The following is a 17,204-nucleotide window of genomic DNA, read 5'->3' as shown; positions in this document are numbered from 1 at the left end:
ACGAGAGGAGATATTCATATGGCAAACAGCAGAGTTGATAAGCTTCGTCAAGCGCTCAACAAAGCCGGCTTTGAAGCGATAATTATTGCCAGCCCGCATAATCGCCGCTATTTAAGCGGATTTACGGGCACGTCCGGCACGCTGCTCATCACGGCCGCCGACAGCATTCTGCTTACCGACTTCCGCTATACGACGCAAGCGTCCGGGCAGGCGGCCGGCTTTACGGTTGTCGAGCACGGGCCGAAGCCGATCGCCAGCGTCCGTGACCTGCTGCTGGAGAGAGGAATTCGTTCGGTCGCATTCGAGCAGTCGCATGTCGTATATGCCGACTACATGGCTTGGAAAGAACAGCTCGGCGAGGTCGAGCTGAGACCGGCCGGCGCCATCGTGGAGGAGCTGCGGACGATTAAGGACGAGCAGGAGCTGGCTACGATTCAGGAAGCGTGCCGGTTGGCGGACGCGGCGTTTGCCCATGTGCAGCAGATGATCCAGCCGGGCGTGAAGGAAATCGATCTCGCGCTTGAGCTCGAGATGTTTATGCGGGTTCGCGGCGCTGCCGCCACTTCGTTCGATACGATTGTCGCTTCGGGCGCGCGTTCGGCGCTTCCGCACGGGGTTGCAAGCGAGAAAGCGGTGGAGCAAGGCGATTTCGTCACGTTCGATTTCGGCGCGTTGTATAACGGCTACTGCTCGGATTTGACCCGTACGGTCGTCGTTGGCACGCCATCCGACAAGCATCGCGAAATTTATAACATTGTTTTGGAAGCGCAGCTGCACGCGCTGGAGCATATCCGTCCGGGCATGACGGGGCATGAGGCGGACGCCCTTGCCAGAGACGTCATCGCCAAATACGGATATGGCGACCGGTTCGGACACAGCACGGGGCACGGATTCGGCCTCGAGATTCACGAGCAGCCGCGGCTCGCCAAGCAAAGCCAAACCGTTTTAACACCTGGCATGACGGTGACAGTAGAACCCGGCATTTACATCCCCGGCTTCGGCGGGGTTCGCATCGAGGACGATATTGTCATAACGGATTCCGGTATTAAAATATTAACATCGTCCCCCAAAGAACTTATCGTTCTGGGATAAAGCCAACATTCAGGAGGATAATCATGATTTCTGTAAATGATTTCAAAACGGGTTTGACCGTCGAAGTTGACGGCGATATTTTCTCGGTAATCGAGTTCCAGCACGTTAAACCGGGCAAAGGGGCTGCGTTCGTCCGCTCCAAGCTGAAAAACCTGCGCAACGGCAACGTGGTGGAAAAAACGTTCCGCGCCGGCGAAACGATCGGCCGCGCGATGATCGAAAACCGCGAGGTGCAATATTTGTACAACTCGGGTTCCGAATACACGTTCATGGACAACGAAACGTACGACCAATTTACGCTGGACAAGAAACAGCTTGAATGGGAGATTAACTTCCTGAAAGAAAACATGAACGTCAATATCTCCAGCTATCAGGGAGAGATCATCGGCATCACGATGCCGAACAGCGTCGAGCTGAAAGTCGTCGAGACGGAGCCGGGGATCAAAGGCAACACGGCGACCGGCGCAACGAAAAACGCGAAAGTCGAAACCGGCCTGAACGTTCAAGTGCCGCTTTTCATCAACGAAGGCGACGTGCTGCTCATCGACACTCGCGAAGGCAAATACATCTCCCGCGCATAAGGGAAGCTTCTTAAGAACCCGTCCGGCATCAAGCCGGGCGGTTTTTGTTTTTTCGCCCAAGCCTTGGTACACAAGGTTCGTGGTGTACAAGAGTTGCGTATGAAAGCTTTGTCCGCAGGACAATGCGGGGACAACTCGAATTGAACTTTTCGGATGTATCAGTGGCAGGCAGCACCCTAAGGCATAGCGTGGCTTAAGAAGCGGGAAGGTAAGCTTCGTCCGCAGGACAACGCGGGGTCCGCGCGTTTGATTGTCGAAGACGGCCGCGCGGCAGTGACGCCGATTTGGGGTGTCCAGAGGGGCGAGCCCCTTGGAGCCCCCTCCTCTGGAGGGGGTGGGGGGAGGTGACTCTCGAGGGTTTGGGGAGGTGGAATCATTTTTTTATCCACATGGTCCCCGGATGTGTTATAATATCGAATTGTATGTATATGTCATGGTCGGGGAGTGAATCAGCTTTGTCGTTAGTCGTGATGAAGTTTGGCGGCAGCTCCGTTGGAACACCTGAACGGATGAAGCGGGTCGCGGAACGTATAATTGAAAAGCAAAAAGCGGGTGACCGCGTCGTTGTGGTCGTTTCGGCTATGGGAGACACAACGGACGACTTGATTGACCAATCCAAACAATTGAATCCGAACCCTCCGGCTCGCGAGATGGATATGCTGCTCACGACCGGGGAACAAATATCGATTGCGTTGTTGTCGATGACCATTCACGGGCTTGGGCATAAGGCGATCTCGTTTACCGGTTGGCAGGCGGGCATTGTTACGGAAGCGGTGCACGGCAAAGCCCGAATTCAAGATATTGATCCGAAGCGCATCTTCGAGGCGCTTGACCAAGGGAATATCGTCATCGTTGCCGGATTCCAGGGCATGACCGAAGCGGGCGACATTACGACGCTCGGCCGAGGCGGCTCGGACACGACGGCGGTAGCGCTGGCGGCGGCTATAGAGGCGGACGTATGCGAAATTTATACGGACGTCGACGGCATTTATTCGACCGATCCCCGCGTCGTGCCGAACGCCAGGAAGCTGGATGAAATTTCGTACGACGAAATGCTGGAGCTCGCCCATCTCGGCGCGGCTGTCCTTCATCCGCGCGCGGTCGAGTACGCGAAGCATTACAACGTAAAGCTGGTCGTGCGGTCGAGCTTTACGCACAATGAAGGCACAAGTGTGAAGGAGGAAGCGAACATGGAGCAAGGGGTAGCCGTTCGCGGCATCGCGTTTGACAAAAACGTGGCAAGAATCAGCATTTTGGGCGTAGCGGACGTTCCGGGCGTATTGGCAAGCGTGTTCGGCGCGCTCGCGCAAAACGGAATCGACGTTGACATTATCGTTCAAAGCGGCGTTCAGGACGGGAAAGCGGACTTTTCCTTTACGGTGTCCCTTGACGACCGCGCGAAGGCGCTTGAAGTCATCGAAAGCATTCGCAGCCAAGTGCCTTACCGCGAAGTGACTTCGGAAGACAACTTGGTTAAAATTTCGATCGTCGGCGCAGGGATGGTCAGCAATCCCGGCGTCGCGGCGCAAATGTTCGCGACGATCTCTTCGCTTGGCGTCAGCATTAAGATGGTCAGCACGTCCGAAATTCGGCTTTCCTGCATTATTCAAGCGGAGCCGCTGCATGAAGTGGTCCGCGCCCTTCATACGGCATACGGGCTCGATACGGCCGATCAAGCTTTTGTAGGCGGACCGAAGGAACGCCGTTAAATCGACCGCGACCGCGGCATAGCATGAATTGACAAAACAACCGTTCTCAAAGGAGAGAACGGTTGTTTTTGTTTTGTTTCAGGAGGAAGCCGGTTCAAGCGTCAGACAGTCGCCGTGCAGCTTCGGCACGGCGTTCAGCTTATCGATCTGGCAGCATGCTTCCAGATCTTTTTTTAACCCCATTTTCAAGAGCTTGCGTCCGGTAACCCCGCTTGCAATCACTTCCCGGACGTTGCTCGCGCCGTCGCGGTAAAAGCCGAGCATGGCGGCCCCGAGATCGTCCGTCTCGATCGGCGCCGGGCTGAACGATTGGATCAGCTTAATGAGCAGCCCCGCGCACAATCCGTCCTCCACCGCGAATTGGTCATGCGCTCCGGCGCACAGCAGCACGATGTCCTTCCGTTGCCCGGCCGCCGCCTTGGCGCAAGCGCTCGCGTTCAGCAGCGCCGCGGCAAGCACGCAATCCGCTCGCATCGCTTTATGCAAAGCGCGGGTTCCGTTCGTCGTCGTAAATATGATCCGGCGGTTTTTGACGATGTCTTCGCAATATTCATCCGGCGAATTGCCCAAATCGAAGCCGGTTATTTTTCGGCCGAACCGCTCTCCCCCGAGCAAGTCCCCGGGCCTATGCGCGGCTTTGGCTTCCACGACCGTTCCGACCGGCGTAATGCACGACGCTCCGGCCGCCAAAGCCGAAATGATGGTGCTCGTCGCACGAAGCACGTCGATGACAACGACTGTCTTGTTTGCGAATTGAACCGAGCTGACCTCGTTTACGCTTGAATAAACCTGCACTTGCATACTTGCTTCCGCCTTCCCGCACCTTCTGCTTTCGTTGCTTTTCTACCGGTATTGCTTTAGCCCCTCAATCGCTTGCTGAGGCCTAGCGCCGCGGTTTGCGGCGCCGGCATCCGAAAAACTCCGTTTCGAAAGCAATATATGCGACTTGTCGTAGGCTGGTGCCCGCACGCTCGGTCATGAAAGGGAGACAAGCCCGCATATAGTGTATTAAACGGCTTATGGGAAGGAGGCTCCCGAAAAATGATCAATAAAATCGTGCTGACGATGGCGACGCTCCGCCTGTTCTCCGGTTCGATCGAGATATGCGCCGCGCTGCTCATGCTGAGGCTGAACCAGATCGACAAAGCTTTGGTCGTGAACTCGTCGCTGGCGCTTGTCGGACCGCTCATTCTGATCACGACGACGACGATCGGGCTGATCGGCATGTCGGACAAGCTATCGGCCGCAAAGCTGGCATGGGTTACCGCAGGAGTAACTTGCCTGCTGATCGGCATCATCAAGAAATGATAGACTTCTAATCTATTAACGGGACGGGCAAAAGACATATTTTTGCGACGGCGGCATACATATGAACTACGAGACAGGACAAACATCCGGGAGTGATAAACGCATGCTGGAACGAGTCGCTCATTTGCTTCCGCTGGAATTAAAGTCGGTGCTTGGGAAGCTGCCCGCTTCAAGCCAAGAGCTGCTGGAAGAAATACGCGTCCGGGAAGACAGGCCGCTGGAGGTCGGCATCCGCGGGCAATCCCGGTTCGTCGGGCCCGACGGCTTGCTTCGCGTCACGTCGGAAGAAGCGTACAAGCCTACGGCGGACGTGTGCAGACGCCTGCTCGACCGCATAACGAACTATTCCTTGTATGCGATGGAGGAGGAGCTGCGGAGAGGGTTTATAACCGTATCGGGCGGCCATCGGATCGGGCTTGCCGGCCGCACCGTCTTGGACGGCGGGGCCGTTCGCGGCATCCGCGATATCGGCGGGTTCAATATCCGGATCGCCCGCGAAGTGGTGGGGGCCGCAGCTCCTTTGCTGCCCAAGCTGCTGGATCATTCGCGCAAAACGCTGCAGTCGGTGCTGGTGCTTGCACCGCCGCAAACGGGCAAAACGACGCTCGTGAGAGATATCGCGAGAGCCGTCAGCAGCGGTTTGTGGGGCGGCGGAGAAAGCAGATCGTGGGCGGGCCGCAAAGTGGGCATCGTGGACGAAAGGTCGGAGATCGCCGCCTGCGTCAGAGGGATACCGACCTTCGACGTCGGCCCGCGCACCGATGTCATGGACGCCTGCCCGAAGGCGGAAGGAATGATGATGCTTCTGCGCTCGATGTCGCCGGAAGTGATCGTGGTCGACGAAATCGGCCGTCCGGAAGATGCCGTTGCGATCAGAGAGGCGAGCCACGCTGGAGTTAGCGTCGTGGCGACCGCCCACGCCTACGATCTGCACGACGCCCGGGGAAGGCCGGTGCTGAACGAGCTTCTGGCGGACGGCGCCTTCTCGCTCATCGCGGAGCTGCGAAGAACGCAGGAAGGATTCATGCACCGCGTCATTCCCGTCGAACCCGCGGGCAGCGGAAGGACGGCGAGGGAGCCTACGTCTTCGGGCGCGCTTCTTCGGTTGGCGGCGGACCGCGCCCCGACCGCAAGCGGCCCGCTGCGGGAGGACTGGCCGTGATCAAGCTGATCGGCGCGCTTCTGATCCTTGCGGCAGGCGGCTTGATCGGATTCTATCAAGCCGGCCGCTATGCCGCCCGCCCGCACGAGCTTCGCCAGCTGTGCAACGCGCTCCAAAGGCTTGAAACCGAAATCGGCTACGGCCATACGCCGCTCCCTACGGCGCTCAGGCGAACGGCCGAAGCGGCCATACCCCCCGTAAGCGAGCTGTTCGGCGCCGCGGCCGACGGACTTGCCCGCGAAGACGGGCCGACCTTTCGGGAATGCTGGGAGGCGGCCGTACGGGACAGGTGGGAGCGGACGGCCATGGGACCCGCCGAGCAAGCCGTTCTCCTCCGTCTCGGAACGGCGCTGGGCATCAGCGACCGCGAAGACCAGATCAAACATTTGAAGCTGGCGCTCGTGCAGCTGAAGGCGGAGGAAGAAACGGCAAGAGACGAGCAGGCGCGCTATGAGAAAATGTGGAAAAGCCTCGGTTTGCTCTCCGCTGCGCTTGTTGTCATTTTGATGATTTAGTGGAGTGGGGTGCCGCACAAATGGACATGGATGTGAGCGCCATATTCCAAATTGCCGGCATCGGCATCATCATCGCGATGATTCATACGGTGCTGAAGCAGATGGGGAAGGAAGACATGGCGCATTGGGTGACGCTAATCGGGTTTGTAGTCGTGCTGTTTATGGTGATACGCATGCTCGCGGATCTTTTTCAGGAGATCAGAACGATTTTTTTATTCCAGTAGGACGCGCCCGTGAGGTGCTACTCGCAAGCAGGTGAGCGAGAGTGGAAATCATTCAGGTCGTCGGCATCGGCTTAATCGCAACGGTGCTAATACTCGTCGTCCGGGAGCAGAAACCGGTATTTGCCTATTTGCTGGCTGCGTTCACCGGGTTGTTTATCTTTTTGTTCGTCATCGGCAAAATCGAGGCGGTTATCGATGTGCTGGAGCAGCTTGCCGGGCGCGCGGGCATTCCTTCCATCTACTTGAAGACCATTCTGAAAATTATCGGAATCGCCTATATCGCCGAATTCGGCGCGCAAATTATACGGGACGCGGGACTGGACAGCATCGCCTCCAAGGTGGAGTTTGCAGGCAAAGTTCTAATTCTCGTCATGGCCGTGCCGATTATAAGCGTGATCGTTGAGACGGTCATTGGCTTGCTGCCGTCGGGAGGTGGGAGCGGGTGAGCAGGCGTCGCTCCTTGCCGGCCAAGCTGTTCGTCTCGCTGGTTCTTTCCTTGCTGCTGGCCGGTTTTACGTACGCGCAGGCTTCCGCCGAAACGCCTGCGGAAGTAAACGCCGGCGGCGGAGCTCCCGCAGGGGACGAATTGACGGGGGAGCTCATGGAAGAACAGCTGGACGGCATCAACACCGATGCGGTCGAGCAATACTGGAACCGGCTTCGGGAAGCCTACGGCGGATTTTTTCCGAATCAAAAAATTCCCGCCTTCATGGACATGATCATGCCCGGCGGGGAAGGGTTGAAGCTGGAGACGGTGCTCGGCTCGCTGCTCCGTTATTTTCTGCACGAAGTCATTTACAACGGCAAGCTGCTCGTCACGATCGTCATGCTTACGATATTCAGCATGGTGCTGGAGACGCTTCAGAACGCCTTCGAACGAAACGCGGTCAGCAAGACGGGTTATGCTATCGCATACATGGTTCTCATCATTATCGCAGCCAACAGCTTTCATGTCGCAATCGGCTATGCGAAGGACGCCATCGAAACGATGATTCACTTTATGCTGGCCATGCTGCCGCTGCTGCTTACGCTGCTCGCTTCGCTCGGCAGCGTGGCGACCGTTACGATTATGCACCCGCTCGTCGTCTTTATGATTCATGCCGTCGGCACCGTCATTTACGCCGTTGTCTTCCCGCTGCTGTTTTTTTCGGCCGTACTCCATATCGCGAGCGGGCTAACGGAGCGCTTCAAGGTGACGCAGCTGGCAAACGTGCTAAGGACGATCGCCGTCTGGCTGCTGGGCGCGCTGATTACCGTTTTTCTCGGGGTCATTTCGGTAAGAGGTGCTGCAGGAGCGATTACGGACGGCATAACGCTAAGGACGGCCAAGTTCGTAGCCGGCAATTTCATGCCGGTCGTCGGACGGATGGTATCGGATGCCGCCGATACGGTCATCTCCGCCTCTTTGCTGGCGAAGAACGCAATCGGTCTTGCGGGAGTCATCGTGCTGCTCTTTCTGTGCGCCTTTCCCGCGCTCAAAATATTGACGCTGGCCATTATTTACAACGTATCCGCAGCGGTCATGCAGCCGCTCGGAGATTCCCCGATCGTCACGTGCCTTGCCACTATCGGCAAAACGATGATGTACATATTCGTTGCGCTTATTGCGGTAGGCTTCATGTTTTTTCTGGCTATCACGATCATGCTTACGGCAGGCAACGCCGCCGTCATGGTAAGGTAGCGGGGAATCGAAAGGGGAGGGATGACCCGGGATGATGGACTGGTTGTCCGATTGGCTCCGCAACATTATCGCCGTAATCCTGCTGGCCGTGTTCGTGGAGCTGCTGCTGCCGAGCAAGGCGATGCAGCGGTACGCAAGGCTCGTGGTCGGATTGTTCGTCTTGCTCACGATACTGACCCCGCTTCTGAAGATGATACAAGGCGATTTCGAACAGCGGTTGATGAACGGCTTCAGCAGTTGGAGCGACGGAGTTTCCGCGCGCGAACTGAAAATGCCGACGCTCGAAGACATTCGTCGCGAGGCGGACGATTTAAGCCGCCAGCGGGCGGCGGACGCCGGCAATTTGACCGAGCGGGTGCTCGAGCGGCAAATCGAAGCCTTGATCGAACGGGAAGCGGACGCGGAAGTGTTGGATGTGGAGGCCGTTTTGACCGGCGGAGAAGCAAGCGAAGCGGGACCCGCCGAAGCCGGAGCGGCGACCGGGGATGCGGCGGTCGAGCGCATTATCGTAACGCTTGGGGCGCTCTCCCGGAAAGCTTCGGCCGAAGACCGGACAGAGGTGCAGCCGGTGTCGGTCAACGTGAACGTTACGCCGGTCGAGGAAGTGAACGCTTCCGGCGGCGGCTCCGCCCAAACCGACGGACACAACGGGGGAGAGGCGAAGCCGGACGAATCCGCAAAAGCGTGGACAGCGGTTCCGCCCGCGTTAAGCGAGCAGGTGCGTAAGCTGCTGCAGGAAGCTTGGGGCATCGATCCGGCGCTTGTCGCGGTCAGGCAACCCGCGAACGAAAGCGCGAAACCATAGCGAAGGGGAGGAAGGACGGTTTGGCCAAGTGGCTAGAACGGCTTGAACGGGCAGTCGGGGGAGGTCCCTCAGGGCCGAAGCGGGTGCGCACGCTTCGCATCCTGTTGATCATAGGCGCAATCGGAGCGGCCCTGATGCTCATGAATTCCTTCCTGCAGCTGAACCGGGTCGAACCTTCCGTTCAAGAGCAGGTTCCGCAGCAGACGAGCGAGGAAGCGTGGGCGTCCGGAAAAGATTCGAATAACGGACAGTTCGCTACGATCGAAGAGCAGCTGGAAAGCAGGCTGAAAGATATATTGGAGCAGATCGTCGGCGTGAACAGCGTCGACGTGATGGTAACCGTCGATTCCACGGAAGAGATTGTCGTCAAGGAGGAAATGAGCGAAACGCAATCGACGACGAACGAGACGGACGCGAACGGGGGAAGGCGGCACATCTCCTCGGTTACGCGTGACGGCAAAGTGGTGTTGTACGAAGTGTCGGGCGATCCGAAGCCCGTCGTGACGAAGACGATCAGTCCGCGCATACGCGGCATTATCGTAGTGGCCAAAGGGGCGGAGAACACGACGGTCAAGCGTCTGATTGCGGACGCGATCAGCAAAGGGGTAAGCGTCCCTGTCAGCCGTATATCCGTAGTGCCAAGAAAACAATAAAAAGGATCGATTAAGGAGGATGTTCGCATGAACACGAAAAGACAAACGATTTGGCTCGTATCCATGCTCAGCTTAATGGTAGTGCTGTCGGCGTACTATTTGTTCACGCAGGACAAGGATGCTTCGAACGTGCTGACGGACGGCACGCAGACCGAACAGGCGGAAGGCACGACGGAAGCGGACGCAAGCGCCGATCCGAACGGGCAGGGCGAAGCCGTCGCCGAAACGGAGAGCGAAGGACAAGCGCTCACGGAAGAGGAGATTTTGGGCTTGACGGGGGTGCCTTCTACCGCCGTATTCGGGGAAATCATGGAGAAAAGCCAGGAGCAATTCAACGAGGAATACGACAGCTTGATGAAGGAAATCGCGAACACGTCCGACAATACGGCGGAGCAATCTTCCGAAGCGGTGACGCAGCTTAACGAGCTGGAGGAGCGAAAAGAGAAGCTGAGCAGCCTGCAAACGCAGCTGGAGGAGAAGTTCGCCAACGCGGTTGTCGACGACACGCAGCCTAACCATTATAAGGTCGTCGTGCAAAGCGAGAAGCTGGAGAAAACCGAAGCGGTCGGCATCATCGATCTTGTCGTCAAAACGCTGGGCGTACCGGCCGAGCAAGTGGCGGTGCAGTACGTGCCGTAATGAACAGCCCGCACAAAAAACGGAAAGTCCGGATGCCGAGAGGCGTGCGGGCTTTCCGTATTTTCGGCAACGGGCATTCGCCTTGATCCGAGGGGAAACAGGGAATCGGGTTTGCAATGGGACCCTTCGTCCAAAAAATAATTCGTGTTCCGACGTGTTTATGCTATAATATTTAACGTTATACGAATAGTAAATGGCAGAAAACGGTTTATGGACCTGCCGCGCCGGCATTCCGGCGCGTCTGCCGAATTGTTCAAGCGGCGCATCCCGTTGCGCCCGAAAATGTCGAGGAGTGAAAAACATTCATGTTCAAATTGAGCGAGATTAAAGAATTGATCAAACTGGTTGATCAAACTTCCGTTCATGAGCTGGAGATTGAAAACGAAGGGGCTCGCCTCATGATCCGCAAGCCGGGCAAAGCGGAAGTGGTAAACGTGCAGACGGCTCCGATCACGCATACATATGCACCTGCGCCGGTTTCCAACGCAGCTGCGGTCGTTCCGGCATCCGCGCCAGCCCCTGCCGCGCCGGCAGCGCCGGCGGCGGTTTCCCGCGAAGCCGATCCGTCCTTGCACAAGATCGTGTCCCCGATGGTGGGCACGTTCTACAGGGCGTCGTCTCCCGACGCTGCTCCATTCGTTCAAGAAGGGGACCGCGTGAACGAGAAGACCGTCGTTTGCATTCTGGAAGCGATGAAGCTGATGAACGAGCTGGAAGCGGAAGTACGCGGCGAGATCGTCGAAATTCTGGTCGAGAACGGCCAACTGGTCGAATACGGACAACCGCTGTTCCTCGTGAAGACGGAGTAAGCTTGCCGCTTATACGAGAGTGGTAAACAGATTTTGCCGTATGAAAGGGGCTAGTGGAATTGAAATTCCAGAAAATACTGATCGCTAACCGCGGAGAGATCGCCGTGCGCATTATTCGCGCTTGCCGCGAGCTTGGCATATCGACAGTGGCCGTCTACTCCGAGGCCGACCGCGATTCCCTTCACGTTCGCCTGGCCGACGAAGCGTATTGCATCGGGCCGACGCCGTCGAAGGACAGTTACTTGAATTTTACGAACATCATGAGCGTGGCAACGCTTACGGGCTGCGACGCCATCCATCCGGGATACGGGTTTTTGGCCGAGAACGCCGACTTCGCCGAAATTTGCGAGTCTTGCAATATCACCTTTATCGGCCCATCCTCCGAAGCGATCAGCCGAATGGGGGATAAATCGGTTGCGAAGCAAACGATGAAGGAAGCCGACGTTCCGGTCATTCCGGGTTCGGACGGCTTGATCGAAAGCTTGGACGAGGCGGTCCGGCTGGCCCGCGAAATCGGCTATCCCGTCATTATTAAAGCTACCGCGGGCGGCGGAGGCAAAGGCATCCGCATCGCCGAGGACGAAGAATCGCTCGTCAAGCAAATTACGACGGCGCAGCAGGAGGCCGAGAAGGCGTTCGGCAACCCCGGCGTTTATTTGGAGAAATATTTGACGGGCATGAAGCACGTCGAAGTCCAAATTATGGCGGACAAGCACGGCAACGCCGTGCATCTGTTCGAGCGCGATTGCTCGGTGCAGCGCCGCCGCCAGAAGCTGGTCGAAGAGGCGCCATGCCCGGTTATGACCCCGCAGCTTCGCGAGCGGATGGGTCAAGCGGCCGTACGCGCCGCGCTGGCGGTCCAATACTCGGGAGCGGGGACGCTCGAATTTCTGCTTGGACCGGACGGCAACTTCTACTTCATGGAGATGAATACGCGAATCCAGGTTGAGCATCCGGTTACCGAGATGATCACGAACGTGGACCTGATCAAGGAAATGATCTCCGTCGCGGAAGGAAACCCGCTTTCGTTCACGCAAGAGGATCTGAAAATCAACGGCTGGTCCATCGAATGCCGGATCAACGCCGAGGATTCCGAGCGCGGCTTCATGCCGTCGCCGGGCAACATCCCGTTCTACCTGCCGCCGGGCGGTGCGGGAGTGCGCGTGGACAGCGCCGTATATCCGGGCTATACGATTTCGCCGCATTACGATTCCATGATCGCGAAGCTGATCGTTTGGGGCGCGACGCGCGAAGAGGCGATCGCCCGCATGAAACGGGCGCTGGCGGAATTTGCGATCGACGGCATCCGGACGACGATTCCGTTCCATCAGAAGCTTCTGAATCATCCAAAGTTCGTTCAAGGCACGTTCGACATCAAATTCCTTGAAGAATACGACGTTAACAACCCGGAAGAAGGCATCGTTAAAGGATAAAGCGAACAAGCAACTGTTTGTCATAATCCAAGCCTGATGATATAGTATAGAAATAAGACGCGGATCAATGCTCGGCCTGTTTAAGAGGCCGAGCGCGCAATTTTTGGGAGGTGTAAAGACGCTATGAGCACAATTGCTGCAGACTATGAGAAGACGGACATCGGCACGATCCAGATTGCTCCTGAAGTGATCGCGGTTATCGCCGGTCTTGCGACAATCGAAGTGGAAGGCGTAGCCGGAATGAGCGGCGGCTTTGCCGGCGGAATCGCCGAGCTGCTTGGACGCAAGAACCTTTCCAAAGGAGTAAAGGTGGAAGTCGGTCAACGCGAAGCGGCTATTGACGTTTCCATCATCGTAGAGTACGGCAACAAAATCCCGGAAATCGCGGTACAAATTCAACACAACGTGAAACGCTCGATCGAGATGATGACAGGGCTTACGGTCGTAGAAGTGAATGTACATATCCATGACGTCCATTTCAAGACGGCCGAGAAGCCGGAAGAAGAAGAAACGAATACGGTTCGGGTGAAGTAAGAGAGGTTTGCGGAACGTTTATATTTTCAAATAAACCCCCTCGTGAATGGGCATGCCGCTCGGCGCAAGGGGGTTTTCATTCGGAATGACGTCAGGAGGCGTAAGCGTGATTCGGATTTTGGACAAGCTGTTTTTATTTTTTTACAGCATCATAACGGCCGCCATTGCGATCGTGTTCGTATGCATCGGCTTCAACTGGATACCCGAATCCGGTGTTTCCGAAGCGGTCGGCGAGATTTTTGAGACGGAGCCGCTGCAGGTGACCTTGCTGGTCATTGGCATCGTCCTTTTTCTTTTGAGCCTGCGCTTTTTTATACTGTCGCTGCAAAGAGGCTCATCTTCCGCTTCTTCGATCGACCAGCGCACGGATTTCGGGGACATTCGCATTTCGATCGAAACGATCGAGAACCTTGCCCTTAAAGCGGCTTCCCGGCAACGCGGCGTGAAGGATTTGCGCGCAAGAATCCATGCCGCCGATTCGGGGCTTGATATTACGCTGCGCGCCGTGGTGGACGGCGAGACGTCGATCCCGACCATGACGGAAGAGATTCAGAAGGCCGTTAAGCAGCACGTCGAGGAAATTGCCGGCATTCCGGTTACCAACGTTTCCGTGTTCGTGGCGAATATCATTCAAACCAACACCTATAAAAGCCGGGTCGAATAGAGGTGGAAGAGCCGATGTGGAGAGAGTTCTTGGCATCCTGCGGGAAAAGGGTGCTCGGCGCCGCCGCCGGGTTGTTTTTCGGCATCATTTATTTAATTTCCGGATTTTGGGACATGCTGGTTGTAGGATTGCTTGTCTCCGCCGGTTATTGGATCGGGAAGCAGAAGGAGCTGCGGCAGGATCCTCTCGTCCCGCTGCGGCGGATATGGCAGTATTTATCGAACAAAATCAGGCTGTATAAGTAACCCTGTGGTCTCCTCCGTACTCCGGATAAGGAATGCCTCCAGCAGTTTTCGGGGCAGGGAGGAGGCCATAGGTTTATTCAAGACGTAAGACCGTACGCGTCAAACCGGTCTTGCGTCACAACCGCGCCGTCTTGGACAAGGACAGGGGCAGCAACATTATATATCGGCTTATGCCGCGGAGGTATCATGAAACGAAGATTAGCTCGCGAAATTGCAGTATCAAGCTTGTATCAAATGGAGATGAACGAGGTATCCCCTCAGGAAGCGATCGCGATGATTATGGAGGAAGCGGCCGGCCAGGACAACGAGCTCGGGGCAAAGCCTGCCGAAGCGAAAGCGACGGAGCAATTCGCGACCGAATTGGTGCTTGGCGTAACGGAAAGGAAACAGGCGATCGACGGCATGCTGCAGCAGTTTTTGACCGGCTGGCAGGTCGACCGCCTATCGCGCGTCGATCGCCAAATTTTACGGCTCGCTTGTTATGAAATCGTCTTCCGGGACGATGTTCCCCCTAAAGCGGCAACGAACGAGGCGATCGAGCTGGCGAAGCATTTCGGGACCGAGGAATCCGGCAAATTCGTCAACGGCGTGCTTGGCAAGCTGCTGCAAGGCGTAGACGAATTGAGATCCCGCAAGGAATAGACAATCTATCAATCGTAAGGAGAGGATTGCTGTGAGCGCACAAGTTATCGAAGGGAAAAAAATTTCGGATCAAATCCGGGAAGAAATTAAAGCGGAGGCGTCGAGGCTTATCGCCAAAGGTATCGTCCCGGGCCTCGCTGTCGTGCTTGTAGGCGACGATCCGGCGTCGAAAGTATACGTAGGCTCCAAGGAGAAGGCGTGCCAGCAGCTCGGCTTCTATTCGGAGGTTCATCGTTTGCCTGCCGAAACGACGGAGGCCGAGCTGCTTGCGCTGATCGACAAGCTGAACAATCAGGAGTCGATACACGGCATTCTCGTTCAGCTCCCGCTGCCTAAACATATTAACGAGAAGGCGGTTATCGATGCGATCCGCGTGGAGAAGGACGTCGACGGCTTTCATCCGCAAAGCGTAGGCAATCTGGTTATCGGGGACGACAGCCTGCTTCCATGTACGCCGGCCGGCGTTATCGAGCTGATCAAGCGCAGCGGATGCGATATCGCGGGCAAGCATGCCGTCGTGATCGGGCGCAGCAATATTGTAGGCAAACCCGTGGCCATGCTTCTTCTCCGCGAAAACGCAACCGTGACGATCTGCCATTCGCGTACGGCGAATATGGAGGAAATCGCGCGTCAAGCGGACATTCTGGTCGTAGCGATCGGCAAGCCGAAGGCGATCGGCGCCTCTTATGTGAAGCCGGGAGCCGTTGTCATTGACGTAGGCATCAACCGGCTTCCGGACGGCAAGCTTGCCGGAGACGTCGATTACGAGGCTTGTCTGGAAACGGCAGGCTACATTACGCCGGTGCCGGGCGGAGTCGGGCCGATGACGATTACGATGCTGATGAACAATACGATTACGGCGGCCAAACGGGCTCACGGGGAGTGATCGGTTAAATGGCGGAGCAGCCGCGCATCTATTCGATCAAAGAAATCAACCGCTATATTCGAATGAAGCTGGAATCGGACTTGCTGCTGGGCGACGTATGGCTGCGCGGCGAAATTTCAAACTATACGCATCATTCGAGCGGTCATATGTACTTCACCCTCAAGGACAAAGACAGCCGGTTGAAGTGCATTATGTTCGCATCCCACAACCAGAAGCTGCCTTTTATCCCGCGCGAAGGAAGCAAGGTTATGGCACGGGGAAATATATCGGTTTACGAGCGGGACGGCAATTATCAATTTTATGTCACTGCGATGCAGCCGGACGGCATCGGCAGCTTGTATCTGGCCTTCGAGCAGCTGAAAGGGAAGCTGGAGGCCGAAGGACTGTTCGCGGCGCAGCGGAAGCGGCCGATACCGAAGTTTCCGAAGGCGGTCGGAGTCATTACTTCGCCGACCGGCGCGGCGGTCAGAGATATTATCATTACGCTGCAGAGACGGCATCCGGCCGTTCCGATTTACGTGTATCCGGTGCTCGTTCAAGGAACGCAAGCCGCCGGTTCGATTGCGAAAGCGATCGAAACCATGAATCGTTTCGGCGAAGTCGACGTATTAATTGTAGGCCGCGGCGGCGGGTCGCTGGAAGAGCTTTGGGCATTTAACGAAGAGAAGGTAGCGAGAAGCATAGCGGCATCATCCATTCCGATTATAAGCGCCGTCGGTCATGAGACCGATTTTACGATCGCCGATTTTGTGGCCGATCTTCGCGCGGCTACGCCGACCGCAGCCGCGGAGCTGGCCGTGCCGCACGTTGTCGAGCTGCAGCAGCAGCTGGCGCATTTGCGAAGCAGGCTTTTGCATGCCGTTCAGCTTCAGACGCAAAGCGGCAAGGAAAGGCTCGCCGCGGTTCGCCGTTCGCCGTATTTCGTTCACCCTCGCAAATATTTGCTGGAGCAGGCGCAGCGGCACGACCGGCTGCGCGAACGGCTCGGCGAGCTCATTCGCCGGCAAGCGGAGCGAGGCGGGGAGCGGTTGACGAGGCTGCATGCGCAGCTTGCAGCGCATCATCCCGGCGAGCAGGCGGCCTATGCCGCGATGAGGCTGCGGGGAGCGAGCCGCAGGCTGGAGCAATCGATGCAATCGATCGTAAAGCAGAACCGGCTTCAACTGGCCGGGACGATCAAGCAGTTGGATGCGCTCAGCCCCCTCAAAATTATGTCGCGGGGCTATAGTCTTGTATATGATGAAAAAGAAGACCGGCTGATCAAAACGATCGGCGACGTCCAGCCGGGCGACATGGTGAAAGTGAAACTTTCGGACGGCGAGCTGGACTGCCATGTATGGTCGATGAGAGGAGCGGGAGACGATGGCAATCGCGGATAATCAAGAAATCAGCTTTGAAGCGGCGATGGAGCAGCTGGAGGCGATCGTCGCCCAGCTGGAAAGCGGAGACGTCCCCCTGGAGAAAGCGATCGAGCTGTTTCAGGAAGGGATGAGGCTGTCCCGGCTGTGCGGCGGCAAGCTCGAACAAGTAGAGCGTAAAATCGAAATGTTAATCGAAACGGAACAAGGCTTTCAGAAAAAACCGTTTGCGCCGGCAAACGAGGATAAAGGGGAATAACGGCT

The 17,204-nt window shown here is 56.7% G+C and carries 22 protein-coding genes; 21 read left to right on the top strand and 1 reads right to left on the bottom strand.

The window, feature by feature from the left end; all coding sequences use genetic code 11:
* Positions 1–18 precede the first annotated feature (18 nt).
* From ACFSW5_RS15135 to ACFSW5_RS15125, 3 genes are all read left to right on the top strand, one after another.
* On the top strand, positions 19–1,092 hold the full coding sequence (locus ACFSW5_RS15135; protein ID WP_379274636.1) for a M24 family metallopeptidase: 1,074 nt from the start codon (positions 19–21) through the stop codon (positions 1,090–1,092).
* A 23-nt stretch (positions 1,093–1,115) separates the two neighbouring features.
* Positions 1,116–1,673, top strand: coding sequence for an elongation factor P (efp, locus tag ACFSW5_RS15130; protein ID WP_379274633.1), 558 nt, complete (start codon positions 1,116–1,118; stop codon positions 1,671–1,673).
* A gap of 455 nt (positions 1,674–2,128) precedes the next feature.
* Positions 2,129–3,382, top strand: a complete 1,254-nt coding sequence (locus ACFSW5_RS15125) for an aspartate kinase (RefSeq protein WP_379274631.1) — start codon at positions 2,129–2,131, stop codon at positions 3,380–3,382.
* A gap of 78 nt (positions 3,383–3,460) precedes the next feature.
* Here ACFSW5_RS15125 and ACFSW5_RS15120 read toward each other — a convergent pair whose 3' ends face one another.
* Complete coding sequence (locus ACFSW5_RS15120; protein ID WP_379274629.1) at positions 3,461–4,183, bottom strand: 2-phosphosulfolactate phosphatase; 723 nt, start codon at positions 4,181–4,183, stop codon at positions 3,461–3,463.
* A 240-nt stretch (positions 4,184–4,423) separates the two neighbouring features.
* On the opposite strand from ACFSW5_RS15120, the gene ACFSW5_RS15115 reads away from it, so the two are divergent.
* The 18 genes from ACFSW5_RS15115 to xseB all read left to right on the top strand — a co-directional run bounded on the left by ACFSW5_RS15115 (position 4,424) and on the right by xseB (position 17,199).
* Positions 4,424–4,690, top strand: a complete 267-nt coding sequence (locus ACFSW5_RS15115; protein WP_379274627.1) for a YqhV family protein — start codon at positions 4,424–4,426, stop codon at positions 4,688–4,690.
* Between the two features lie 103 nt (positions 4,691–4,793).
* Positions 4,794–5,852: a stage III sporulation protein AA gene (gene spoIIIAA, locus ACFSW5_RS15110; protein ID WP_379274625.1), complete on the top strand. Its 1,059-nt coding sequence runs from the start codon at positions 4,794–4,796 to the stop codon at positions 5,850–5,852.
* Positions 5,849–6,367, top strand: coding sequence for a stage III sporulation protein SpoIIIAB (gene spoIIIAB / locus ACFSW5_RS15105; RefSeq protein WP_379274623.1), 519 nt, complete (start codon positions 5,849–5,851; stop codon positions 6,365–6,367). The genes spoIIIAA and spoIIIAB overlap by 4 nt, the downstream gene beginning before the upstream one ends.
* Before the next feature lie 20 nt (positions 6,368–6,387).
* Complete coding sequence (gene spoIIIAC, locus ACFSW5_RS15100; RefSeq protein ID WP_379274620.1) at positions 6,388–6,591, top strand: stage III sporulation protein AC; 204 nt, start codon at positions 6,388–6,390, stop codon at positions 6,589–6,591.
* 41 nt (positions 6,592–6,632) lie between these two features.
* Complete coding sequence (gene spoIIIAD, locus ACFSW5_RS15095; RefSeq protein WP_379274618.1) at positions 6,633–7,037, top strand: stage III sporulation protein AD; 405 nt, start codon at positions 6,633–6,635, stop codon at positions 7,035–7,037.
* Positions 7,034–8,272 carry a stage III sporulation protein AE gene (spoIIIAE, locus tag ACFSW5_RS15090; protein WP_379274616.1) on the top strand — a complete coding sequence of 413 codons (1,239 nt, stop codon included), beginning with the start codon at positions 7,034–7,036 and terminating at the stop codon, positions 8,270–8,272. The genes spoIIIAD and spoIIIAE overlap by 4 nt, the downstream gene beginning before the upstream one ends.
* Before the next feature lie 31 nt (positions 8,273–8,303).
* Entirely contained in the window at positions 8,304–9,077 is a 774-nt protein-coding gene (spoIIIAF, locus tag ACFSW5_RS15085) for a stage III sporulation protein AF (protein WP_379274613.1), read from the top strand.
* Positions 9,078–9,097: 20 nt separating this feature from the next.
* A complete protein-coding gene (spoIIIAG, locus tag ACFSW5_RS15080) occupies positions 9,098–9,730 on the top strand; it encodes a stage III sporulation protein AG (protein ID WP_379274611.1) in 633 nt (210 codons plus the stop codon).
* 27 nt (positions 9,731–9,757) lie between these two features.
* Positions 9,758–10,369 carry a SpoIIIAH-like family protein gene (locus ACFSW5_RS15075; RefSeq protein WP_379274609.1) on the top strand — a complete coding sequence of 204 codons (612 nt, stop codon included), beginning with the start codon at positions 9,758–9,760 and terminating at the stop codon, positions 10,367–10,369.
* Positions 10,370–10,674: 305 nt separating this feature from the next.
* Positions 10,675–11,178 carry an acetyl-CoA carboxylase biotin carboxyl carrier protein gene (gene accB / locus ACFSW5_RS15070; RefSeq protein WP_379274607.1) on the top strand — a complete coding sequence of 168 codons (504 nt, stop codon included), beginning with the start codon at positions 10,675–10,677 and terminating at the stop codon, positions 11,176–11,178.
* A gap of 59 nt (positions 11,179–11,237) precedes the next feature.
* Positions 11,238–12,611: an acetyl-CoA carboxylase biotin carboxylase subunit gene (gene accC / locus ACFSW5_RS15065; RefSeq protein ID WP_379274605.1), complete on the top strand. Its 1,374-nt coding sequence runs from the start codon at positions 11,238–11,240 to the stop codon at positions 12,609–12,611.
* A 123-nt stretch (positions 12,612–12,734) separates the two neighbouring features.
* Positions 12,735–13,145, top strand: a complete 411-nt coding sequence (locus ACFSW5_RS15060) for an Asp23/Gls24 family envelope stress response protein (protein WP_379274603.1) — start codon at positions 12,735–12,737, stop codon at positions 13,143–13,145.
* A gap of 106 nt (positions 13,146–13,251) precedes the next feature.
* Positions 13,252–13,809, top strand: a complete 558-nt coding sequence (amaP, locus tag ACFSW5_RS15055; RefSeq protein WP_379274600.1) for an alkaline shock response membrane anchor protein AmaP — start codon at positions 13,252–13,254, stop codon at positions 13,807–13,809.
* A gap of 14 nt (positions 13,810–13,823) precedes the next feature.
* Entirely contained in the window at positions 13,824–14,054 is a 231-nt protein-coding gene (locus ACFSW5_RS15050; RefSeq protein WP_379274597.1) for a DUF2273 domain-containing protein, read from the top strand.
* A 186-nt stretch (positions 14,055–14,240) separates the two neighbouring features.
* Positions 14,241–14,696, top strand: coding sequence for a transcription antitermination factor NusB (gene nusB, locus ACFSW5_RS15045; protein ID WP_379274595.1), 456 nt, complete (start codon positions 14,241–14,243; stop codon positions 14,694–14,696).
* A gap of 31 nt (positions 14,697–14,727) precedes the next feature.
* Positions 14,728–15,582 (top strand): bifunctional methylenetetrahydrofolate dehydrogenase/methenyltetrahydrofolate cyclohydrolase FolD, encoded by an 855-nt coding sequence (gene folD, locus ACFSW5_RS15040; RefSeq protein ID WP_379274593.1) that lies wholly within the window; start codon positions 14,728–14,730, stop codon positions 15,580–15,582.
* An 8-nt stretch (positions 15,583–15,590) separates the two neighbouring features.
* Entirely contained in the window at positions 15,591–16,961 is a 1,371-nt protein-coding gene (gene xseA / locus ACFSW5_RS15035; protein WP_379274590.1) for an exodeoxyribonuclease VII large subunit, read from the top strand.
* A complete protein-coding gene (gene xseB / locus ACFSW5_RS15030) occupies positions 16,945–17,199 on the top strand; it encodes an exodeoxyribonuclease VII small subunit (RefSeq protein ID WP_379274588.1) in 255 nt (84 codons plus the stop codon). Before xseA ends, xseB begins: the two co-directional genes overlap by 17 nt.
* Positions 17,200–17,204: the final 5 nt, after the last annotated feature.

Source organism: Paenibacillus thailandensis (genome assembly GCF_042685365.1).
GTDB classification, from domain to species: Bacteria; Bacillota; Bacilli; order Paenibacillales; family Paenibacillaceae; genus Paenibacillus_AP; species Paenibacillus_AP thailandensis.
Note: the sequence above shows the minus strand (reverse complement) of the source record. Positions and strands in the feature narration are given on the sequence as shown.